This is a genomic window from Streptomyces sp. NPDC060031 (genome assembly GCF_042736805.1).
Taxonomy (GTDB): domain Bacteria; phylum Actinomycetota; class Actinomycetes; order Streptomycetales; family Streptomycetaceae; genus Streptomyces.
Map to the genome: position 1 here is coordinate 14,937 of NZ_JBHWVM010000085.1, position 19,799 is coordinate 34,735.

16 protein-coding genes and 1 tRNA gene are annotated in these 19,799 nt (G+C 72.1%); 6 read left to right on the plus strand and 11 right to left on the minus strand.

From position 1 onward, the window contains the following. Nucleotides 1-36: 36 nt before the first annotated feature. Complete coding sequence (locus tag ACFWB8_RS29335) at nucleotides 37-480, minus strand: hypothetical protein (RefSeq protein ID WP_385233585.1); 444 nt, start codon at nucleotides 478-480, stop codon at nucleotides 37-39. Between the two features lie 103 nt (nucleotides 481-583). Here ACFWB8_RS29335 and ACFWB8_RS29340 point away from each other — a divergent pair, with 103 nt between their 5' ends. Continuing rightward, entirely contained in the window at nucleotides 584-2,293 is a 1,710-nt protein-coding gene (locus ACFWB8_RS29340; protein ID WP_385233588.1) for a hypothetical protein, read from the plus strand. Here ACFWB8_RS29340 and ACFWB8_RS29345 read toward each other — a convergent pair. Next, nucleotides 2,189-4,315, minus strand: coding sequence for a hypothetical protein (locus ACFWB8_RS29345; protein WP_385233591.1), 2,127 nt, complete (start codon nucleotides 4,313-4,315; stop codon nucleotides 2,189-2,191). The genes ACFWB8_RS29340 and ACFWB8_RS29345 overlap by 105 nt on opposite strands. A 120-nt stretch (nucleotides 4,316-4,435) precedes the next feature. Then, entirely contained in the window at nucleotides 4,436-5,173 is a 738-nt protein-coding gene (locus ACFWB8_RS29350) for a helix-turn-helix domain-containing protein (protein WP_385233594.1), read from the minus strand. A gap of 223 nt (nucleotides 5,174-5,396) precedes the next feature. Here ACFWB8_RS29350 and ACFWB8_RS29355 point away from each other — a divergent pair, with 223 nt between their 5' ends. The 3 genes from ACFWB8_RS29355 to ACFWB8_RS29365 are packed head-to-tail and all read left to right on the plus strand — an operon-like array spanning nucleotide 5,397 to nucleotide 7,862. Continuing rightward, on the plus strand, nucleotides 5,397-6,068 hold the full coding sequence (locus ACFWB8_RS29355; protein WP_385233596.1) for a DUF4097 family beta strand repeat-containing protein: 672 nt from the start codon (nucleotides 5,397-5,399) through the stop codon (nucleotides 6,066-6,068). A 34-nt stretch (nucleotides 6,069-6,102) separates the two neighbouring features. Then, nucleotides 6,103-7,080 (plus strand): ATP-binding cassette domain-containing protein, encoded by a 978-nt coding sequence (locus tag ACFWB8_RS29360; RefSeq protein WP_385233599.1) that lies wholly within the window; start codon nucleotides 6,103-6,105, stop codon nucleotides 7,078-7,080. Then, a complete protein-coding gene (locus tag ACFWB8_RS29365; RefSeq protein ID WP_385233602.1) occupies nucleotides 7,077-7,862 on the plus strand; it encodes an ABC transporter permease in 786 nt (261 codons plus the stop codon). Before ACFWB8_RS29360 ends, ACFWB8_RS29365 begins: the two co-directional genes overlap by 4 nt. A 126-nt stretch (nucleotides 7,863-7,988) precedes the next feature. Here ACFWB8_RS29365 and ACFWB8_RS29370 read toward each other — a convergent pair whose 3' ends face one another. The 3 genes from ACFWB8_RS29370 to ACFWB8_RS29380 form a co-directional block, all read right to left on the minus strand. Continuing rightward, a complete protein-coding gene (locus tag ACFWB8_RS29370; RefSeq protein ID WP_385233605.1) occupies nucleotides 7,989-9,308 on the minus strand; it encodes a flavin monoamine oxidase family protein in 1,320 nt (439 codons plus the stop codon). Nucleotides 9,309-9,468: 160 nt separating this feature from the next. Further along, on the minus strand, nucleotides 9,469-9,807 hold the full coding sequence (locus ACFWB8_RS29375; protein WP_385233608.1) for a cupin domain-containing protein: 339 nt from the start codon (nucleotides 9,805-9,807) through the stop codon (nucleotides 9,469-9,471). A gap of 308 nt (nucleotides 9,808-10,115) precedes the next feature. Next, a complete protein-coding gene (locus ACFWB8_RS29380; RefSeq protein ID WP_385233611.1) occupies nucleotides 10,116-11,732 on the minus strand; it encodes an MFS transporter in 1,617 nt (538 codons plus the stop codon). 443 nt (nucleotides 11,733-12,175) lie between these two features. Between ACFWB8_RS29380 and ACFWB8_RS29385 the strand changes: the two genes are divergently transcribed. Then, nucleotides 12,176-12,248 (plus strand) — tRNA-Arg (locus ACFWB8_RS29385). 79 nt (nucleotides 12,249-12,327) lie between these two features. On the opposite strand, the gene ACFWB8_RS29390 is transcribed toward ACFWB8_RS29385, so the two are convergent. From ACFWB8_RS29390 to ACFWB8_RS29410, 5 genes are all read right to left on the minus strand, one after another. Further along, nucleotides 12,328-13,554: an ATP-binding protein gene (locus ACFWB8_RS29390; protein ID WP_385233614.1), complete on the minus strand. Its 1,227-nt coding sequence runs from the start codon at nucleotides 13,552-13,554 to the stop codon at nucleotides 12,328-12,330. Continuing rightward, nucleotides 13,554-13,712, minus strand: coding sequence for a hypothetical protein (locus ACFWB8_RS29395; RefSeq protein ID WP_385233617.1), 159 nt, complete (start codon nucleotides 13,710-13,712; stop codon nucleotides 13,554-13,556). The genes ACFWB8_RS29390 and ACFWB8_RS29395 overlap by 1 nt, the downstream gene beginning before the upstream one ends. 359 nt (nucleotides 13,713-14,071) lie before the next feature. Further along, nucleotides 14,072-14,272 (minus strand): hypothetical protein, encoded by a 201-nt coding sequence (locus ACFWB8_RS29400; RefSeq protein ID WP_385233620.1) that lies wholly within the window; start codon nucleotides 14,270-14,272, stop codon nucleotides 14,072-14,074. A gap of 96 nt (nucleotides 14,273-14,368) precedes the next feature. Then, entirely contained in the window at nucleotides 14,369-16,249 is a 1,881-nt protein-coding gene (locus tag ACFWB8_RS29405) for an MFS transporter (RefSeq protein WP_385233623.1), read from the minus strand. Between the two features lie 96 nt (nucleotides 16,250-16,345). Further along, nucleotides 16,346-18,766, minus strand: coding sequence for a D-alanyl-D-alanine carboxypeptidase family protein (locus ACFWB8_RS29410; protein WP_385233626.1), 2,421 nt, complete (start codon nucleotides 18,764-18,766; stop codon nucleotides 16,346-16,348). Between the two features lie 163 nt (nucleotides 18,767-18,929). Between ACFWB8_RS29410 and ACFWB8_RS29415 the strand changes: the two genes are divergently transcribed. After that, nucleotides 18,930-19,667 (plus strand): GPP34 family phosphoprotein, encoded by a 738-nt coding sequence (locus ACFWB8_RS29415; RefSeq protein ID WP_385233629.1) that lies wholly within the window; start codon nucleotides 18,930-18,932, stop codon nucleotides 19,665-19,667. Nucleotides 19,668-19,799 lie beyond the last annotated feature (132 nt).

The following is a 19,799-nucleotide window of genomic DNA, read 5'->3' on the forward strand; positions in this document are numbered from 1 at the left end:
ACCACGTCTACACCTCCGGCCAGCGGGCGCTAAGCGCTAAGTTCCCTGCGGCGGTTGGCTGTTGAAGGTGGCGGTGTAGTCGCGGCCCTGGAGGACCTGCGCGTTGAAGGTGCCGCCGCTGATCGTGGTGGTGGTGTTCTGGACGGAGACCGTCGAGGCCGCGCGCCAGTCCGGGTTCACGTCGTCGAGCAGTTCGGTGAGTTCGCGTACGGCCGCCGGGTCGTTCTCCAGCGCGGTCCGCAGCCGGTCGCGCCAGTCTTCCTCGACACGGGCCGCGGCGGCCTCGTCGCCGTCGGCGCGGGCGACGAGCAGCTCGGCCCGGGAGGCGCGGAGCTGGAGCTCGGCCTGCGCCGCCGCCCCGTCCGGGTCCGGCCGGCCGAGGAGGCGGGCGAAGCGTCCGCTCGCGTAGGTCCAGGCGTCCGAGGCCATGAGGCCGACGATCGTCGTCGCACCCGCCGTCACCAGTGCCGCAACATCCATGTGGGCCACGCTAGCCGTAGGGTGGCCGCGGCGGGCACGGATCGGGAAAGCGGTGGTGTGTGTGCGGACGGAGCGGGCGCTGCCGGCCCGGAGGTGGCTCACGGTGCCCGCCGAGCGCACGGTCCTGGGCGTCATCCACAACGTCACCTCCGCGACGCGACTGCTCGACGTGCTCGCCGTCTTCGAGGGGGATCCGCGGGTCCGGGTGGTGTTCACGTGCACCGGGTCGTCGGTCTTCGAGGACGGCATACCCGAATTCGTCTCCGCGCACGGACTGTTCTTCCTGCCCTGGCAGAGCGCTCTGCGGGAGGAATTCGACCTCGCGGTGAGCACCAGCCGCGGTGGAAATCTGGAGGACATCTCCGCACCGCTCATTGGCACCCCACACGGCGCCGGATACAATAAAAAGCTCAGCGGGAATCCGGAATCCGGAATCCGGAATCCGGAATCCGGGGCAGGGGTCGAGGTCGGGGCAGGGACCGGGACAGGGGCTTTCGGGCTGTCGCCCGAGTGGCTGCTCCACGACGGTGAAGTGGTCCCGTCCGCCATCGTGCTCTCGCACGACGAGCAGCGTTCCCGCCTGGCGCGCGACTGCCCCGAGGCCCTCCCGTACGCCCACGTCGTCGGAGACCCCTGTGCGGACCAGCTCGACGCCTCCGCCCCCTTCCGTACGGATTACCGCGCGGCCCTCGGAATCCGGCCGGAACAGAAACTCCTGCTGATCACCTCCACCTGGTCCGAACATTCCGTCCTCGGCTCCGCCATCGACTTCGTGGAACGAGCCCTCGCCGAATTGCCGTACGACGAATTCCGGGTCGTGGCGGCCGTCCACCCCAATGCCTGGTACGCACACGGCGGATTCCAGATCCGCCAATGGCTGGAGCGCGCCCGCCGGGCCGGGCTGATCCTGCCGCAGCCCGCCGGCGAGACGTGGAAGGCCGCGATCTGCGCCGCCGACGCCTTCGTGGGGGACCACGGCTCCCTCAGCCTGTACGCCGCCGCGCGCGGGCTGCCCGGACTGCTCGCCGCCTTCGACGAGGGCACCGTCGCCCCCGGCTCCCCCATGGCCTGGCTCGGCGGGCGCCTGCCCCGCGTGGACCCGGTCCGCCCGCTGGCCGAGCAGCTCGCGCGGGCCGTCGCCCTCCCCGGGGCCGCGGCCCGGATCACCTCGCGGCCCGGCCGCGCGCTCACCCTGCTGCGCGCCCTGTGCTACCGGCACCTGAACCTTCCCGAGCCGGACTACCCCGTCCTGCCGCGACCCGTCGCCGTGCCCGAACCGGTAGCCGCGCGGAGCCCGTTGAGCCCCGCGCTGTACGTCGACACCCGCGTCCGCGGCCGGGAGGTGCGGGTAAGCCGCCACCCGGCCGAGCTCCAGGGCCGCGCGGCCGCCCACCTCGGCGCCGACGTGCACGTGCTGGCCGACGCCGCCGAGCCGGATCCGCGGCTGCGGGGGCTCGCCGATGTGCTGGTGGCGCGGCCGGACGCGGACCCGGCGGAGGTGTTCGCCCGGAACCCCGATTGCGCTCTGGTGGTGCTCGGGGCCGGCCCCGGGGCCCGGCGGGCCGGGCGGCTGGTGCTGCGCGGCGGGCGGCAGTTCGGGGTGCCGGCCGATGCCGAGCCGGCGCTCGCCGCCTCGGCCCTGCTGGCGCTGCTGGGCGAAGGCCTCGACCCGGAGGGCGGGTTCACCCTGCGGGCCGGTGGCGCGACCTCAACCCTGCGGCTCACCCTGCCCGGGGGGCCGCGGGCCCCCGGCGCCGGGGGCGCTGCCGGCCAGGCGGATGCGGGCCTCCTCGGCCCGGATGCTGCGCAGTGACTCGTACAGCCCCAGGGCCGCCTCCCAGTCGGCCCGGGCGGCCTCCGGGTCACCGAGGGCCCCGCGTACGTCTCCCCGTACGAGCACGGCGTCGGCCCGGTTGAGCGAGGGCTCGGCGAAGGCCTCCAGGGCCAGCGCCAGCGGCTCGACCGCGTCCTCGGGGCAGCCGGCGGCGAGGCGGGCCGTGGCGTAGCGCAGCCGGGTCTTCGCGGCGTTCCCGGTGTCGGGTACGGCCAGCCCCTGGAACCCGCGCAGGGCCTGCGCGAGGTGCCGGACGGCCTGCTCGTGCTGTCCGGCGGCGCTGGCCGCGTTGCCCTGGTGGTACTCCAACAGGGCTCGCCCGCGCGGGTGTTCCAGGCGGCCGAGGGCCGCCAGGGCCTGCCCGTACAGCTCCATGGCCGCCTGCGGGAGACCCTGGGCGGTCGCGATCCGGCCGAGGCCCTCCAGGGCGGAGGACTCGGTGCGTTCGTGGCCGATCCGGCGGGCGCTCTCGCGGGCGGCGCCGTAGTGCAGGAGCGCCTCCTCCAAGTCCTCCGCCGAGCCCCGGTCGTTGAGGGCGAAGGCCAGCTCGAAGTGCATGCGGGCGAGCATCAGCCCGCCGGTTTCGGCGTCCCGGCGGGCGGCGTCGAGGGCGAGCCGGGCGATGCGGATCCACAGGGTGTGGTGGCCCCGGGCGAGGAACATCGCGTGGACCGCCTCGGTGAGCTGGCAGAGCCGCGCGGGCTCGATCTCGCGCAGCTCGGCGACGGCCACCAGGTTGTTCCGGTCCGCTTCCAGCGCCCTGAGCGCCTCCGCCCGGTCGGCGAACACCCCGCTCAGCGCGTCGGGTTCGGCGAAGAGGGGGCCCGCGCGCCAGCGCGAGGACAGGGACAGCTCGGCCGCGCCCGCCCGGCGCAGGTACCAGTCGATGACGCGCTCCAGGGCGCCCCGCGACCCGGGGTCGGCGCCGGCCAGGATCTGCGCGTGCCCGTGCAGCACGCCGTTCAGGCGGGAACGCCCGGGCCCGGAGCGCTCCAGCAGCCCGGCCGCGTACAGCGGTCCCCGCACCCCGGGCGCCAGCTCGTCGAGGAAGGCGTCGGCGAACTCGGGCGTGGGATGGGCCCCGAGGAGGCGGAATCCGCGCTGGACTTCCGGGTCGAGCGCCTCGTACGCGAGGTCGAAGAGCCGTCGGGGCATGTCGAGCGCCTCCAGGATGTTCTCCCGGGCGATGCGGGCCGCCAGCCCCTCGACCCCGTCGAACATCGGATCGGCCGCCCGCGCGGCGGCGATGCGCACCACGTACGGCAGCCCGGCCGAGGCCCGCAGCACCGTGCGCAGCGCCTCCCCGCCCGGTACGTCGTCCCCCGCGACGGCGCGGAACAGCTCGGCGCAGGCCTCCTCGTCCAGCTCCGGTACGACGAGCCGCACCGGCAGCCGCCCGTCGCGCTCCTCCCCCTCGAAGGCACCGAGGCGGAACCGGCTGGTCAGCACCACCATGCTGCCGGGGTGGCCGGGGAGCAGCCGGCGCACCTGGCTCGCGGAGACGACCCCGTCGAGGAGCACCAGCGAGGGCCGGCCGGCGGTCAGGCTGCGGAACCGGCCGGCCAACCCGTCGACGGTCGAGGGCAGTTCGGCGCGCGGGGTGCCGAGCACCCCGATGAAGGACTCCAGCACGGCGGCGGTCTCGGCCGCGCCCCCGAGGCCCTGGGGGCTCATGTCGGCGTAGAAGACCCCGCCGGGGAAGTCGTCCTTGCGCTGCTGTGCCCAGTGCAGCACCAGCCCGGTCTTGCCGACGCCGAGCGTGCCGTGCAGCAGCACCAGCAGGGGCGCGCCCTGGCCGTCGCGTCCGGCGAGCAGCTCGTCCAGCCGGGCGCGCGGGGCCTCGCGGTCGACGAACCCGTCCGGGCCGAAGGGCAGCATGCGGGGCACGGGTTCGGGGTGGTCGGGCGCGGGCTGGGCCATGGAGCCATGCTGGAACATCCGGGGGTCGCGGCCCATGAAGACCGGGCCGTTGAATGTGCCGCCGGAGATGCTGCTGTTCACCGATTCCACCCGGCGCAGTGTCCCAGGAGCCCGCGCCCGGACGGCACCCTTCCGTCCGATCATGGCCGGTAACCGCCCCTGATCGACCGGCCGGAGCCGGGCCGTCCTCGCCGAGACCGCTTAGGCTCCCGCGGTGTCGCCCGAGGTCGTTTCGGGTTTCGTGTAGAGGACCTCGCGGGCCTGCTCCGCCGCGCGGATGAGGCTCTCGCCGACGAAGTCGAGGAAGCGGGCGACGTTCTCGAGGCGGACGGCGGCGGGGGTGCCGGGGCCGAGGACGCCTGCGCCGTGGCGTGCGGTCTCGACGAGCTGGGCGGTGGACCGGGCGCTGGCCACCATCGACTGGTACCAGAGGTCGTCGTCGACGACGTAGCGCTCGCGGCGGCGTTCGTCGCGTGCCCGGCGGACGAGGTCCTGGCTTTCGAGGAACGCGATCGCTTTGGAGATGGACGCCGGGCTGACCTGGAGGCGCTGGACGAGTTCGGACGCGGTGAGGCTGCCCGAGTCGGTGGTGTAGAGGCAGGTCAGCACCCGGGACATCATCTTGGGCAGGCCCGACTGCATGAAGACGGTGGTCATCATCTCCTCGTACTCGCGCACGGCCTCGGCGTCGCGTCCGTCGGACTGTGGGGGCGCCTGAGCCCCCGGGGACGCGGCCTTGCGCCGGTGGGCGCGGCGCTCGGTGGCGCGGTGGGCCAGGTCGGCGCGGTAGGCGGTGGGGCCGCCGTTGCGCATCACCTCACGCGTGATCGTCGAGGTGGGGCGGTCGAGGCGTCTGGCGATCTCCGCGTAGGCGAGGTCGTCGGCCAGCCCCAGTGCGATCTGCTGGCGCTCCTGCTGGGTGAGCCTGCCTCCCGGCATCGCGGTCTCCCTTCGTGGCTTCCCTGATGCCTCAAGCATAGCGTTCACTCTTAGTTCATTGCAACGTACTGGCTGCATCGTTGCGTTAAGCGCGAAGACCATTGCAACCATTTGACGGCCTTCACCTGCGGTTATTGCTTTCGCGTGCAACGAACCTGTTGAAGGATCTTTGAATGCAACGTAGCTTTCGGGCATCAGAAAAAACGAGCCGAAGGAAAGCACCATGCAGAAGTTCCACACCCCCGCTCCGGTCTCCGCCGTCCTCGACATCCCCGCGGGACGCATCCGGTTCATCGCCGCCGACCGGGCCGACACCACCGTCGAGGTCCTTCCGGCGGACGCCTCGAAGACCCGCGACGTGAAGGCGGCGGAGCAGACCACCGTCGAGTACGGCGACGGCGTCCTGCGGATCGGGGCCCTGCCGGCGAAGAACCGGATCCTCGGCAGCTCCGGGTACGTCGAGGTGACCGTCCAGCTGCCCGCCGGCTCCCGCGTCGAGGCGAAGGCGGCCAGCGCCGAGCTCCGGGGCGTCGGACGGCTCGGCGACGTCACCTTCGAGGGCGCGCAGGGCTCGGTCAAGCTCGACGAGACCGCGAGCGCCCGCCTCGTCCTCCTCGCCGGTGACGTCGCGGTCGGCCGCCTGGGCGGCCCCGCGCAGATCAGCACCCAAAAGGGCGACATCAGCATCACCGAGGCCGTGCACGGCACGGTCGAACTGCGCACCCTGGCCGGCAACGTGTCGGTCGGCGCCGCCCGCGGGGTCTCCGCCTCCCTGGACGCCGGCACCTCCCACGGCCGGATCCACAACGCGCTCAAGAACACCGACGGGGCCTCCGCCGGTCTGAACATCCACGCGACCACCTCGTACGGCGACATCGCCGCCCGAAGCCTCTAAACCGCCGCCCGCAGCCTCTGAAGGAGCACCCACCATGACCAACCTGGCCATCGCGGCGAACGGGCTGCGCAAGTCGTACGGCGACAACGTCGTGCTCGACGGCATCGACCTGGCCGTCCCCGAAGGAACGGTCTTCTCCCTGCTGGGTCCGAACGGCGCCGGCAAGACCACCGCCGTGAAGATCCTCTCCACCCTCGTCTCCGCCGACCCGGGCACCGGCAGCATCCACATCGGCGGCCACGACCTGGCCACCGACCCGCAGGCGGTGCGCGCCGCGATCGGTGTCACCGGACAGTTCTCCGCCGTCGACGGCCTGATCACCGGCGAGGAGAACATGCTCCTCATGGCGGACCTGCACCACCTGTCCAAGCGTGAGGGGCGGCGGGTCGCCGCCGAGCTGCTGGAGCGCTTCGACCTGGTCGAGGCCGCGAAGAAGCCCGCCTCCACCTACTCCGGCGGCATGAAGCGCCGCCTGGACATCGCCATGACCCTGGTCGGAAGCCCGCGGATCATCTTCCTCGACGAGCCGACCACCGGCCTCGACCCGCGCAGCCGCCACAACATGTGGCAGATCATCCGCGAACTGGTCACGGGCGGCGTCACCGTCTTCCTCACCACCCAGTACCTGGACGAGGCCGACGAGCTCGCCGACCGCATCGCCCTGCTCAACGACGGCAGGATCGCCGCCCAGGGCACCGCCGAGGAGCTCAAGCGACTGATCCCCGGCGGCCACGTACGGCTCCGCTTCTGCGACCCGGCCGCCTACCGGTCCGCCACGCTCGCGCTGCACGAGGTCACCGGGGACGACGAGGCGCTGACGCTGCAGATCCCCAGCGACGGCAGCCAGCGCGAACTGCGCTCCCTCCTCGACCGGCTGGACTCCGCCGGCATCGAGGCGGACGAGCTGACCGTGCACACCCCCGACCTCGACGACGTGTTCTTCGCCCTGACCGGCACCACTCAGCCGAACCAGCCGAACCAGCCGAACCAGCCGAAGGAGGCTGTCCGATGAGCTCCCTCGCCCTCGCCGTACGCGACTCGTCCACGATGCTGCGCCGCAACCTCCTGCACGCGCGCCGCTACCCCTCCCTCACCCTGAACCTCCTGCTCACCCCGATCATGCTGCTGCTGCTCTTCGTCTACGTCTTCGGCGACACGATGAGCGCGGGCATCGGCGGCGGCGACCGCTCCGCATACATCGCCTACCTCGTCCCGGGCCTCCTGCTGATGACCATCGGCAGCACCACCATCGGCACCGCGGTGTCCGTCTCCAACGACATGACCGAGGGCATCATCGCCCGCTTCCGCACGATGGCGATCCACCGCCCTTCGGTGCTCGTCGGGCACGTCGTCGGCAGCGTGCTGCAGTCGATCGCCAGCGTGGTCCTCGTGGGCGCCGTCGCCGTGGCCATCGGCTTCCGGTCCACGGACGCGACCGCCCTGGAGTGGCTGGCGGCGTTCGGGCTGCTCACCCTGTTCGCCCTGGCGCTCACCTGGATCGCCGTCGGCATGGGCCTGATCAGCCCGAACGCCGAGGCGGCCAGCAACAACGCGCTGCCGCTGATCTTCCTCCCGCTCATCTCCAGCGCCTTCGTCCCCATCGACTCCATGCCCGGCTGGTTCCAGCCGATCGCCGAGTACCAGCCGTTCACCCCCGCCATCGAAACCCTGCGCGGCCTGCTGCTCGGCACCGAGATCGGCCACAACGGATGGCTCGCCGTCGCCTGGTGCCTGGGTCTCGCGGTGCTCGGCTACTTCTGGTCGACCTCGAAGTTCAACCACGACCCGAAGTAACCGCCATGGCCACGCGGGCCACCTCCCGCAACCCGCCCCGCCCCAGGGCGGCGTACCCCGACCCCACGTCGGCGCACGCCGCCCCGCCGGCGTCCCCGCCCCCGGCCGGTGAGCCGCCGCCGGTGATCAGCTGGTCAGGTAGCTGTCGATGTCGCGGGCGGAGCGGTAGCCGCTCTCGATCGCCCCGTCGATGAAGCCGCGCCACGTGCTCGCCGAGTCGGAGCCCGCGAAGAACAGGCGTCCTTCGGTGGTGCGCAGGTCCGGCAGCACCTTCGCCAGCTGCCCCGGCCTGTAGATGCACCACGTGCCGAGCGCGAGCGGGTCGTTGCTCCAGTCCCAGCCGACGATGCTCTCCACCTCGACGCCCGGCAAGAGCGGTTGCAGCGCTGTCTGCAAGCCCTGGACGTCGTCGAACTTGGTCATCTGCAGCTTCTTCGGGTTGGCGGAGAACACGATCAGCCACGAGCCTTCCGGGCCGTGGTCGTAGGTGACCAGGAAGTTCACCGCCTGGGCCTCGGGAGCCACGATGCTCAGGTTTCCGATGTCGCCCTTGACGCGGACGAAGCACTTCATGCCGGCCCCCGCGTGCCGGTCGGCCGACGCGGTCCGCTTGATCTCGGACAGGCCGGGCTCGAACTCCACGCTGTTCAGGACGTTCATCGGCAGCGCGATCAATCCGGTCGGCGCGCTGACGGCCTCGCCGCTCTCCAGCTCGACCCGTACTCCCCCGTCGGTCTGGATGACACGCCGCACGGGCGAGCTGAGGCGGATATCGGCCAGCGTGGCCTGTCCGGCAATGGAGTCGATCAACTCCCTTGTCCCCTTCACCAGCTTCGTCGCCGACAAGGAGGCCGCGAACTGTTCCGCGCTGTGCCCCGCCAAGGCGTAGGCCCGGAAGACCTCGGTCACGCCGGACTGATCGAGGGGGCCGAACGCGGTCAAGCAGCACATCGCCTCCACCCAGTCACGCAGCTCGGGCTCGGCCTTGAAGGTGGCGAGCTGCTCGCGCAGCGACCGGTCACCGAGGCCGTCCGGGTCCGGGCCCAGCGTTTCCGAGAACGGCTCCGGGAACAGCGTCGTGCCCGGGGCACAGAACGCGTCGAATGCCTCCAGTGCCCGCGCGGCATCGTCGTCGGACAAGTCCACGACGCGGCCGTCGGAGACGACGGCCTGCCGCAGCCCTTCCAGCACCGGGAACGTCTCGGTCTCGACGTCGTAGCGGTCGATCTCGGACCACACGTGCGGCTGCAGAGGATGCACCCAGGTGCCGCCGAACTCCATCGGATGCCCGTCGTGGTCCTTCGTGTAGGTCCGGCCGCCCAACCGGTCACGCGCCTCGACCAGGACAGCCCGGCGCCCGCGCGCCGACAATTCACGCGCGGCCGTCACGCCGGCGAAACCTCCGCCCACGATCACGACATCCACTTCAGAATCTGACGTCGCCACGATCTGCTCCCTTACCGTCGTCCGGCCTGACTCGCGAGCCACTATCCGGGAGTGAGCGGTGGCTGGTCGCGCGCCACGCTCTGTCTGGAATTCGGGTCATCCCGATTGATCTCCTGCGAGTACGCAGCCGCCGGTGTCACGCTGCGTGCAGCGCCGGTGCTCAGCCCACGACGAAGAACTTCATGAACGGCGACCGGGTTCTCCAGGTGGCCGTGAATCCGGCCGGGAAGGAATAGATGCCCCCGACAACGAGCTCGATCTTCTCTCCGTCAGGGGTTTCCAGCTCGGCCTCACCCTCGATCACGTGGAACGTGTCGGTGGCCGCAGGCTTGTAGGGGAACTCCGCGCCCTCCACGGGGCCGATCCTCCACAGTCCCGACACCTGGCCCTCTTCCGCCTGGACGAGCCAATGAATCTCCCCCGTCTCCCGGCCGTCCTCGACATAGGGTTCCCACAACTGGGCTGTTACCGATGAGCTTGAAAAACCCGCAGCTTTCATCACTTCGTCCTCCGCAGGGAGGCCGGCCGGCAATTTTCGGCCCGCTGGCGACGACGGCGTGGGCGGCCGCATTCGATACCACCGCCGGCATCGGACGGTGTTCCCCGCTCGCGGGGCATCGGCCGCATCACCCGTAGCGAATGAATCGCAGATGCTGGATGAGCCCTGTGGGGTCGTACGCGTCGTACGCACGCGACCCCACCCACCACGGTAGCCGGATTGCGAGGTTTCCGGCCTGCCGCGCCCCAGGTGCACCACGCGGCAGGGCGCGCCCGCGACGGCTGTGCCGAGAACAGGGCAGTCCGCTGCTAGGGCTCTGCCGAGCGGGGCTGGGACGTCGGGATGCGATGGGTGAAGAACATCGCGAGAAGCGCGGCGAGGGCGAGGATGGCGAGCGCGGCCTGGAGCCCGTCGAGTCGTGCCGCGGCGTTCGCGTCCAGCGCGGCGCGGGTCACCTCGCTGCTGGTGCCGGCTTCGTCGAGGGCCGTCGTGAGTTGCGCGTCCGACAGGAACGGTGCGCCGCTTTGGATCTTGACGGTCGCCTGGCTCTTGACGCTGTCCGGGATCGCCGGATTCTGCTCGACGCTGGCCAGGAAGGACGCCGCAAGCGCGGCGATCATGACCGACCCGGCGAGTGCCGTACCGATCGAGGCGCCGAGGTTGGTGACGGCGTTCTGGACGCCGCCGACCTCCGCGCTCTGTTCTTCCGGTACCGCGGACACGGTGACCGCCCCGAGCTGGGACGCCAGCGCGCCCATCCCGAGACCGATCAGCAGGAGGGGGACGGTGACGACCTCCGCACCGGCGTCCGCGTCGAGCGCGGCCATCAGGACCACCGCGCCCGCGAGCAGGGCGAGGACCCCGAGCCGTACCACCCGCCGCGGCGAGACGTCCGGGAGGAAGCGGGGGATCAGGACCGCGGCCGCCAGCAGTGTCACCGACAGCGGCAGGAGGCGGGCACCGGTCTGCAGTGCGGACAGGCCAAGGGCGACCGACAGGTAGAGCGGTACGACGAAGAACACGCCCATCTGCACGAGGTACTGGAAGAAGAACATGGTCAGCCCGCCGGTGAGCTGCTTGTTCTGCAGCAGCGCCGGGTCGATGAGCGGCTCCCTGCGCTGCTCCACGAGGCGGGCCTCCCAGCGCAGGAAGAGCCAGATCAGCAGCAGACCTGCCAGCATCAGCCACACGACCAGCGAGATCCCGAGCCACGACGGCGCGTCGGGCTTCGGCTGGAACCAGCCCCATTCGTCCGAGCGGAGCACCCCGTAGACGAACAGCCCGAGCCCGAGCGCGGACAGCACTGCGCCCACGAGATCGATGCGCCGGCGTTCGCCGGTCGGGGCGTCGGCGATGCGGCGGGCCAGCACCAGGATGCCGAGCACCACGAGCACCTCACCGGCGAACACCCACCGCCATGAGAAGTACGTCGTCGCGACACCACCGATGAGCGGCCCCACCGCGATCGCCACGGCCCCTGCCGCCGCGACGAGTCCGTAGGCGGCGGGACGGCGTTCCGCGACGAAGTTTCCGGCCACCAGCGCCACGATCGCGGGCAGGATGAGCGCCGCCCCGAGGCCTTCGAGGAGCGCCCAGCCGACCAGGAGCACGGGCAGATTCGGTGCGAGCGCCGTGGTGAGGGAACCGGCCCCGTAAATGCAGCAGCCGATCAAGAACGCGCGTTTGCGGCCGATCAGCGCCCCGACCTTACCGCCGGGGATCATGAACATGGCCATCACGAGGGTGTAGGCGGTGATCGCGCCTTGGATGCCCGACACGGTCGTGCCCACGTCCTCGGCCACCGTCGCGATCGAGACGTTCATGACCGAGCTGTCGAGCGCCATCAGGAACTGACCGGCCGAGAGCGTCAGCAAGACGACCCTCGCTGTTGCCGCACTCTCGACAGAGCCTGTCCTCGACGCCATGGGCGGGATCGTCCCAGCAAATCCGGCGGGCGGATCCGCGACCCGCCAGACAGATCAACCGATTGGCGGACCGTGCTACTCGATCTGGAACGACCCCGAGCGCCCGCCGTGACGATCCGTCGGTACGGAACGGACACCCGGGTGGGCCGGGCGGCCGGGCAGGAGGCCCGGTCCGCCGCGCGCCCTAACGGTCCCATCGCAGGTCAGCGGCCCTCCGCAGCCTCCATGGAAGCGCTGTGACTTATGGGGGCGCATCAGCGGAGCACGATCCGCTAGGCTGTCTGCGGTCAGTCGGCTACTCCGCACGTGCGGGAGAAAATGTCCACCCGGACGTCTCCCCCACCGCCCGGGGGCACCAGCTGACCAGGGCGTTTGACTCGCCGGGAGGGTAAACCCCACTGGGGTGGTCACCTCCACGGTTTCCGTCAAGCCCCGCCTTCATTGCCTTCGTAGCTCAGGGGATAGAGCACGGCTCTCCTAAAGCCGGTGTCGCAGGTTCGAATCCTGCCGAGGGCACAGGGAAACGTCTCGGGTCGCAGGGCTCCCCGCCGGTAACGGCCGGAGCGCTGCGGCCCGTTGGCGTTTCCGGGGCCGTTCAGGGGAGCGTGATGCGGGCCCGGGCGCCGCCCGCCGGGGGGTTGGTGAAGGTCAGGGTCGCGCCCAGGGCCTCCGCCTGGCCCGAGGCGATGGTCAGGCCCAGGCCGTGGCCCTTGTTCGCGCCCTCCGTGCGGAAGCGCTGCGGGCCCGCCGTCAGGAGGTACTCCGGGTAGCCGGGGCCCGCGTCGGTCACCGTCACCGTCCGGCCGTCCACCGTCACCGTGACCGGGGCCGCGCCGTGTCTGTGGGCGTTCGCGACGAGGTTGCCGAGGATCCGCTCCAGGCGGCGCCGGTCCGTCTCCACACGGGGCGAGGAGATCACGACGAGCTCCGTCCCGGTGCCCGAGGCCCGGATCGTGCGCGCCGCGAGGTCGGCCAGGTCGTGCGAGTCCAGGTCCGGGCGCTCGCTGCCCGCGTCCAGCCGGGAGATCTCCAGCAGGTCCTCCGTCAGCGAGCGCATCGCCCTGACCCGGTCGCGGACCAGCTCGGCCGGACGGCCCGGCGGCAGCAGTTCGGCCGCCGCGTTCAGGCCGGTCAGCGGAGTGCGCAGCTCGTGCGCCACGTCCGCCGTGAAGCGCTGCTCCGCTTCGAGCTTGCGCTGGAGGGACACGGCCATCGTGTCCAGGGCCCGGGAGACCGCGGCGACCTCGTCCTTGGCCCGCACCGGGTCGTTCACCCGGGCGTCCAGGTCGCCCGCGCTGATGCGGCGGGCCACCTGCGCCGTCTGGTGCAGGCGCCGGGTGATGCGCGTGACGCCGAAGGCGCCCATCAGCAGCGTCCCGCCGATGGCCAGCACCGAGGAGCCGAGGATGGCCCGGTCCAGGTCGGCGATGGTCCGCTCGCTGCTGCCGTAGTCCACCGCCGCGGCGATCACGGTGTCGTGGTCGGCCGGGCCGGCCGCCCACATCACGGACCGGCCGCGGTGCTCGCCGACGGCCGTGCCGCGCTTGCCCCTCACCGCCAGCTCGCGCAGCTCCGCGGGGAGGTCACGGGGGTCGATCCCCTCGCCCCGCGGCAGGCGCGCGCCGCTCTCGTACAGGGTGATGGTGCGGTCGAGCTTGCCGAGCGCCTTCTCGCGCGCCGTACCGACGGTCTGGTGGGTCATGGCGCTGTGCACGAGGCCGCCGAGCAGCGCCGCGAGGCCGCAGCACATGAGCGTGATGAAGACCGCGGCCTTCCAGGTCAGGGTCGCGGTCCAGGCGGGCAGGCGCGGCCGCCGGGGCATCAGCGGGACCCCCGCGGCGTACGGATGATCTCCATCGGCGGGCACCACGACCACACGTCGCGGCTCTCGATCCCGGTGCCGGACGTGCCTCTGGGGGACCGCACGACGAGGTCGCCTGCGGCCCGCTCCACGCTGATGACGCGCTGCGTCTCGCTCATGTTCTTGTATACGCGGATGTCGAGGTAGAGGGTTCAGCACTTGGTGACCGTCCCCGGTCAGGTCACGGTAATGGGCCGCCCGTACGGGGCGGTCGGCGGGTGGGGGGCTTGCCGGTCACGCCGCTCGTGCCACCAGGTCGGCGTAGAAGATGACGTTGCTGGTGCGGTGACCGCCACCGCTGCCGCCACCCGCTGCCGCCACCCGCTGCCGCACGCGGCGAGCCCGCCGGAGACGGCGGCCGCGAGGACGGTCGTGGCCGTAACGATTGCCCGAGCACGTCCCGTGGCGTGGGACGCGTGACGCACGGAAGCCCTCCCGGCCGGAACCGGAAGGGCCGCGCGACGTGGACGTGCACGGGTCAGCTCAGGCCTCTGCTGCGCTCGCCGATGCGGTCACCCTGCGGAGTGCCGGCCCGCTTGAGGGCCGCCTTCGTGTGCGCTCCGCCCTTGATCTTGCTCCGCACCAGACCGTCGAAGCCGTGGCCTGCCGGACGCGGCGGCCGATCCGGCTCGTGAGCCTCGAAAGCCGCCCGGAAATCCTGCTTCTGCTCTTTGCTCATCCCGTCGTCAACTCCCTCGGGAAGCACCCAATCGGACTACTGGGATCGTATGCAGATATGCGGACCAACGCACCCGGACCGGCGTGTAAATAATTATTACGGACGCGGCGGAACCGGCCGCTGCGGCGGCCCCAGCACCCCGTACACCAGCTCGTCCGGACACGGCGTCCCCCGCGGGAGCTGGTACTTCGCCGCCACCCGGTACTCCCCCGGCCCCGGCGCCAGCAGCTCCGTCCACGCGTCCCCGGTCTCGTCCGGCGCGGCCTTGAAAAGGCACCCGGCCGTGTTCGCGTAGTCCTTCGGCACCCCGGCCCGCTGGCTGCTCCGCGCCCTCGACGCGAAGGTCTCCTGCGGCGGCGCCACCGGCTTGCCCGCGGCGTCCACCAGCCCCAGCCACGGCGAGTGCGGGATCCGCACCAGTACCCGCCCGGCCTCCCGCACCTCGATGACCAGCTGATCGGCGCTCGCCCGCACCACGGTCGCCGGGCCCGCCACCAGATCCGTCGGGTCCAGCACCTTGAAGAGCTGCCAGTTCGCGTCGCCCCACACCTGCTGGAGGTACGGGAGCCCCTCGCGCACCAGCTTCGCCTCGTCCTCACCGCCCGAGTCGGGTTTGTCGGCGGGCAGCACCACGTAGTGCACGGCCCAGCGCTCCAGCCAGCCCCGGTAGCTGTCGGCGGTGAGGGTGTCGTCGTAGAAGAGCGGGTTCCGCTCCAGGTCGGCCTGCCGGTTCCAGCCGCGCGCGAGGTTCACGTACGCGGGGAAGGCCGAGGACTCGCGGTGGCTGCTGGCCGGCACCACCTCGACGCGGCCCCGGTCGGCGCCCGCCTTGTGCAGCTGGTCGACGAGCGGGGCCAGCTCCCGGCTCCAGGAGGCCAACGGGGTGGTGCGGACGATGTCGGTGATGCTGTTGACGGTGATCCACGTGGTCACCCCGGCGAGGGCGAGCAGCACCGCGTACCAGTGCCGCGAGCGCGGGACGGAGTACGGCAGGGCCGCGAGCAGCACCGCGCCGCCGAACAGCATGGCCAGCCGGGTCACATTCGACCCGACCTGGGAGTCGATCGCCCAGGTCAGCGCCACCCCGAGGGCATAGACGCCGGAGGCGATCCGGACCGTCTTCCAGCCCTTCGGTACGAGGAACAGCGCGGCCAGCGCGAACATGAACGGCAGCGACGCCGAGCCCAGCTTGATCGGCTGCGTGCCGGAGAACGGGAACAGCCAGGACGACAGTCCGACCACCACCGCCGGGGCCACCCCCAGCGCGTACGCCCCCGGGCGCCGCCCGCTCAGGAACAGCGCGGCCGCGACCACCCCGAGGAAGAGCCCGGCGACCGGGCTGGAGGCGGTGGCCAGCCCCGCCAGCGGAGCCGCGACCGCGGCCTTGGCCCACCGCCGCTCGGCCCATCGTCGGGGCCAGCAGAACACGGCCGCGACGGCCCCGAGCGCGAACATCACCCCGAGCCCGAAGGTGACCCGGCCCGACAGCGCGTTGCACAGCAGCCCGTACACCCCGGCCAGCGCGGGCCACAGCGGCTCGCGCACGGCGCCCCGGCAGCGGGTCAGGATCAGCGCGAGCAGCCCGGCCGAGACCGTGCCGGCGATCATCATCGTGGTCCGGACGCCGATCATGTGCATCACGTACGGCGAAACCACGCTGTACGAGACCGGGTGCATGCCCCCGTACCAGGCGAGGTTGTACGCCGAGTCGGGGTGCCGGCCGACGAACTCGGCCCAGGCGTCCTGCGCGGCCAGGTCGCCGCCGCTGTTGGCGAAGCTGAAGAACCACACGACGTGCAGCACGGCGGCCAGGCCGGCGGCGACCGCCACCGGGTGGCGGCGGGCCGAGCCGAGCAGGCGGCGCGCCGGGTTCCTTGTGCCGCCGGGTGCGTCGCGGGGTTCGCCGGCGGGCCCGTCGGCGGGCGCCGACGGGCCGGGCCCGCGTTTCCGCTCCTGCTGCCGCTCAGCGGTGGTCACAACCGACGCTCCCCAACACGATGAGTCCCGGGTGCGAAGACGCGCTCCGGCGCCCCGGGGTTGCCCGGGGCGCCGGCCGCGCGCTCGCGCCCGAGGTCAGCCGACCCGCGTCAGCTTGCTGCCGATGGTGGGCGCGGTGAGGTCGTACTTCAGCGCCACCGGCACCTTCACCTGGCTGGCGCCCTCTCCGACGGTCAGCACGCCGACCTCGGTGCCGGCCTTGGCGGTCTGCGGCATCTTGCCGCCACCGTCATTCAGCTTGACCGCGGCCGTCAGCGACGGCCAGCCGACCGCCTCCACGTCGGCGGTGGCGACGACCGGCGTGCGGCCGCCGAGGCCGTCGTCGATGTAGCCGACGCGGTCGCCCTTCTTGACGACGACCGCGTTCGTCAGCGCCTGCTGCGTGGCGAGCATGACCTGCTTGCTGGCGGCGATGGCGGTGCCGAGGATGGGCACGCCGTGCTGGCCGAGGACGGCGCCGACGATCAGCTGGTTGGTCTTGCCGACCTTCTTCTCGGCGGCGAAGAGCAGGTTGCCGCCGGCCTTGGTGGTGGAACCGGTCTTGATGCCGACCGCGCCGTTGAACGGGACGAGGTCGTTCCAGTTGCGGTGCACCTTGCCGGACGGGTCGGTCCAGCTCGGCAGCTTGGTGATCGCGACCAGCTCGGGCATCTCGACGACCTTGAGACCCAGCTTGACCTGGTCCTCGGCGGTGCTGACCGTGGTCGCGTCCAGGCCCGAGGGGTCGGTGTAGGTGGTGTTCGACATGCCGAGTTCCCTGGCGGTGTCGTTCATCTTCTTGACGAACGCCTCCTGGCCGCCGTCCCAGCGGGCGAGCAGCCGCGCGACGTTGTTGGCGGACGGGATCATGATCGCCGCGAGGGCGTCGTACTGGGAGAGCTTGTCGCCCTCCTTCAGCGTGTCGACCGTCGACTCGCCCTCGGTGTTCTTCTTGCCGTCCTCGACGGCCGTCTTGTCGACGTCGATCAGTCGGCCCTTTTCCCCCTTCTTGAGGGGGAAGTCCTTGAGGATGACGTAGGCCGTCATCACCTTCGCGACGCTGCCGATGGCGATGGGCTTCTGCTCGCCGAAGGTGCCGACGGTGCCGAGGCCGGACGCCGCCATGAAGCCCTGGCCCTCCTTGGGCCAGGGCAGGACGGGAGCGCCGCCCTCGAAGGCGTACGAGGTGCTCGCGGTCATCTTGAGCCTGGGCTCGGGCATGGGGCGCACGAGCTGTACGACGGCGAGGACGATCGCGAGCAGCGCGACGACCGGGGCGTAGATCTTGAACCGCCGCACGGTGGTGCGCAGTGCGCTCGGCGGCGGGGGCGGGTTGTTGGTGAGGTCCGCGAGCATGTCGAGCGGCGGCTTGGGCGGCAGCGGCTGCTGCGTGGTCCGCTCGGGGCCGTCGCCTGCGGCGGGCCTGGGCGCGGCCGGGGCGGGCGCGGCCGGGGCGGGTGCCGGGGCGGCCGGGGCCGGAGTGGCGGCGGCCGGGGCGGGGGCCGGGGGCTTCGGCGCGGCGGTCTCGTCCCGCTTCAGCGGTACGAAGGTACTGGCCCGCCCCTTGGGCGCCTCGGGCTTGACGGCCCGGAAGACGGCGGTGCGCTCACTGTCCGCCGGCTCGTCGGCCACCGGCGGCTTCGGCGAAACGGAACCCGGCTTGACGGCCCGGAACACGGCGGTGCGCTCACTATCGGCGGGCTCGTCGGCCACCGGCGGCTTCGGCGAAACGGAACCCGGCTTGACGGCCCGGAACACGGCGGTGCGCTCACTATCCGCGGGCTCGTCGGCCACCGGCGGCTTCGACAAAGCGGAACCCGGCTTGACGGCCCGGAACACGGCGGTGCGCTCACTGTCCGCCGGCTCGTCGGCCGATGCGGCGGAGGTCGAAGCGGAACCCGAATCCGGGTCGGAGGCCGGAGCCTTCGGCTTGTCCTCGGCGCGGGCGGGCGCGGGCGCCACGGCCCGGAACACCGCGGTGCGCTCACTGTCCGCCGGAGCCGTCTCGGGCTCGGGCTCCGGCTCCGGCTCCGGCTCGGGCTTCGGCTCCGGCTCCGGCTCCGGCTCCGGCTCGGGCTCGGGCTCGGCAACCGGAGCCGCCTCGGGCTTGGTGGGCTCAGCCGGACCCGCGGGCTTCTCGGCCGCCGGAGCCGCCGGGGTCGCGGGCTCCTCCGCGGCCGGAGCCTCCTCGGGCTCCTCCGCAGCCGGAGCCTCCGAGGGCTCCTCCGAAGGCTCCTCGGCCGGCGCAGCCGCATCGGCCTCGGCCTCGGCCGGATCCTCGCCCTCGGCCGGGTCCTCGGCCTCCCCGGACGGGGACGCGTCGGCCGTGGCCACCCAGGCCGCCACCGCTTCCCTCAGGGGGTCGCGGTCCGGGACCGGGGATTCCGGTTCCCTCGGGCGGAGCACCGACAGCCTCGGGTCACGCTCCTCGGAGGACTCCGCCGCCCCCGACGCTCCTTCATCAACCGACTTGTCGGGGGACTCGCCCGCCACCAGTTCCTCCTCGATCGCCACCACGTCCGGCTGTCCGAATGTCTAACAGTGTCCCGTCTAGGGCGCATCGCCCCCGCGCGAGACGAGAACGACATGTATTCCGATTCCCCCGCAAAGCGGACAGGCGCTCTCGACAGATGAATGTGAGAGGCGTCACCCTGTCACTCATCCACGCGGGGAGGCATGGATGGGCAGGAGCCGCAGAACAATTCCGGAGGAGCTTCTGCTGCTCGCCTTGGACCCGGCCACGGGTACCACGGCGCAGCCGCAGTCGCTCGACCTCGGCCTGGCCGGGGCACAGCTAGTGGAGCTGGCTCTGGCAGGACGGATAGCCCCTGACGGGGATCGTATCGCCGTGGTGATGCCACGGCCGACAGGAGATCCGACTCTGGACTCCGCACTGGAACTGCTGCGCAGGCGCGGCAGCCCGGTTCGGGCCGTCCACTGGATCGGTGGACCCCGGCTGGGGCTCCGCCAGATTTACCTCGCTCACCTCGAGCGCTGCGGCATGGTCCATGCCGTCGCGGGACAGATGTGCGGGGTGCTGCCGACGACTCGCTACCAGGCGACCGACACGGCGATCAGCCGGGAGATCCGTGCCCGGCTGGACAGTGCGATCCGCACCGGCGTACCGCCGGACCCGCGGACCGCGGCGCTTGCCGCACTGGCCCACGCGGTCGGACTCGGCAAGCACCTGTACCCCGGCAACGAGGGGCGGTCGTCCAGATCCCGGCTGCGGGACCTGATTCGGCACGACCCGATGGGCGGTCTCGTGGCGCACGCCGTCATGGACGTCCAGAACGGTGTGGCCGCACAGCCGCGCCGTGATCGCGCACCGGCCCAGCCCGTTGCCCGGGCCACGGCGGGCGGAGTGCCGATGCAGCCGCGCCGGACGGGTGCGATGGCCCGCGTGGCCGCGCACTGACCGACGGGCACCCGTAACAGAGCAGGGCACAGCAGCGCCGCACCAGAAGCACCTCAGATCCACAGCAACGCCATCGCCGCACCGGGGACCCCCAAGGCCCGGTTCGCGGGCCGCCAGCGCGCGGGGTGGCGG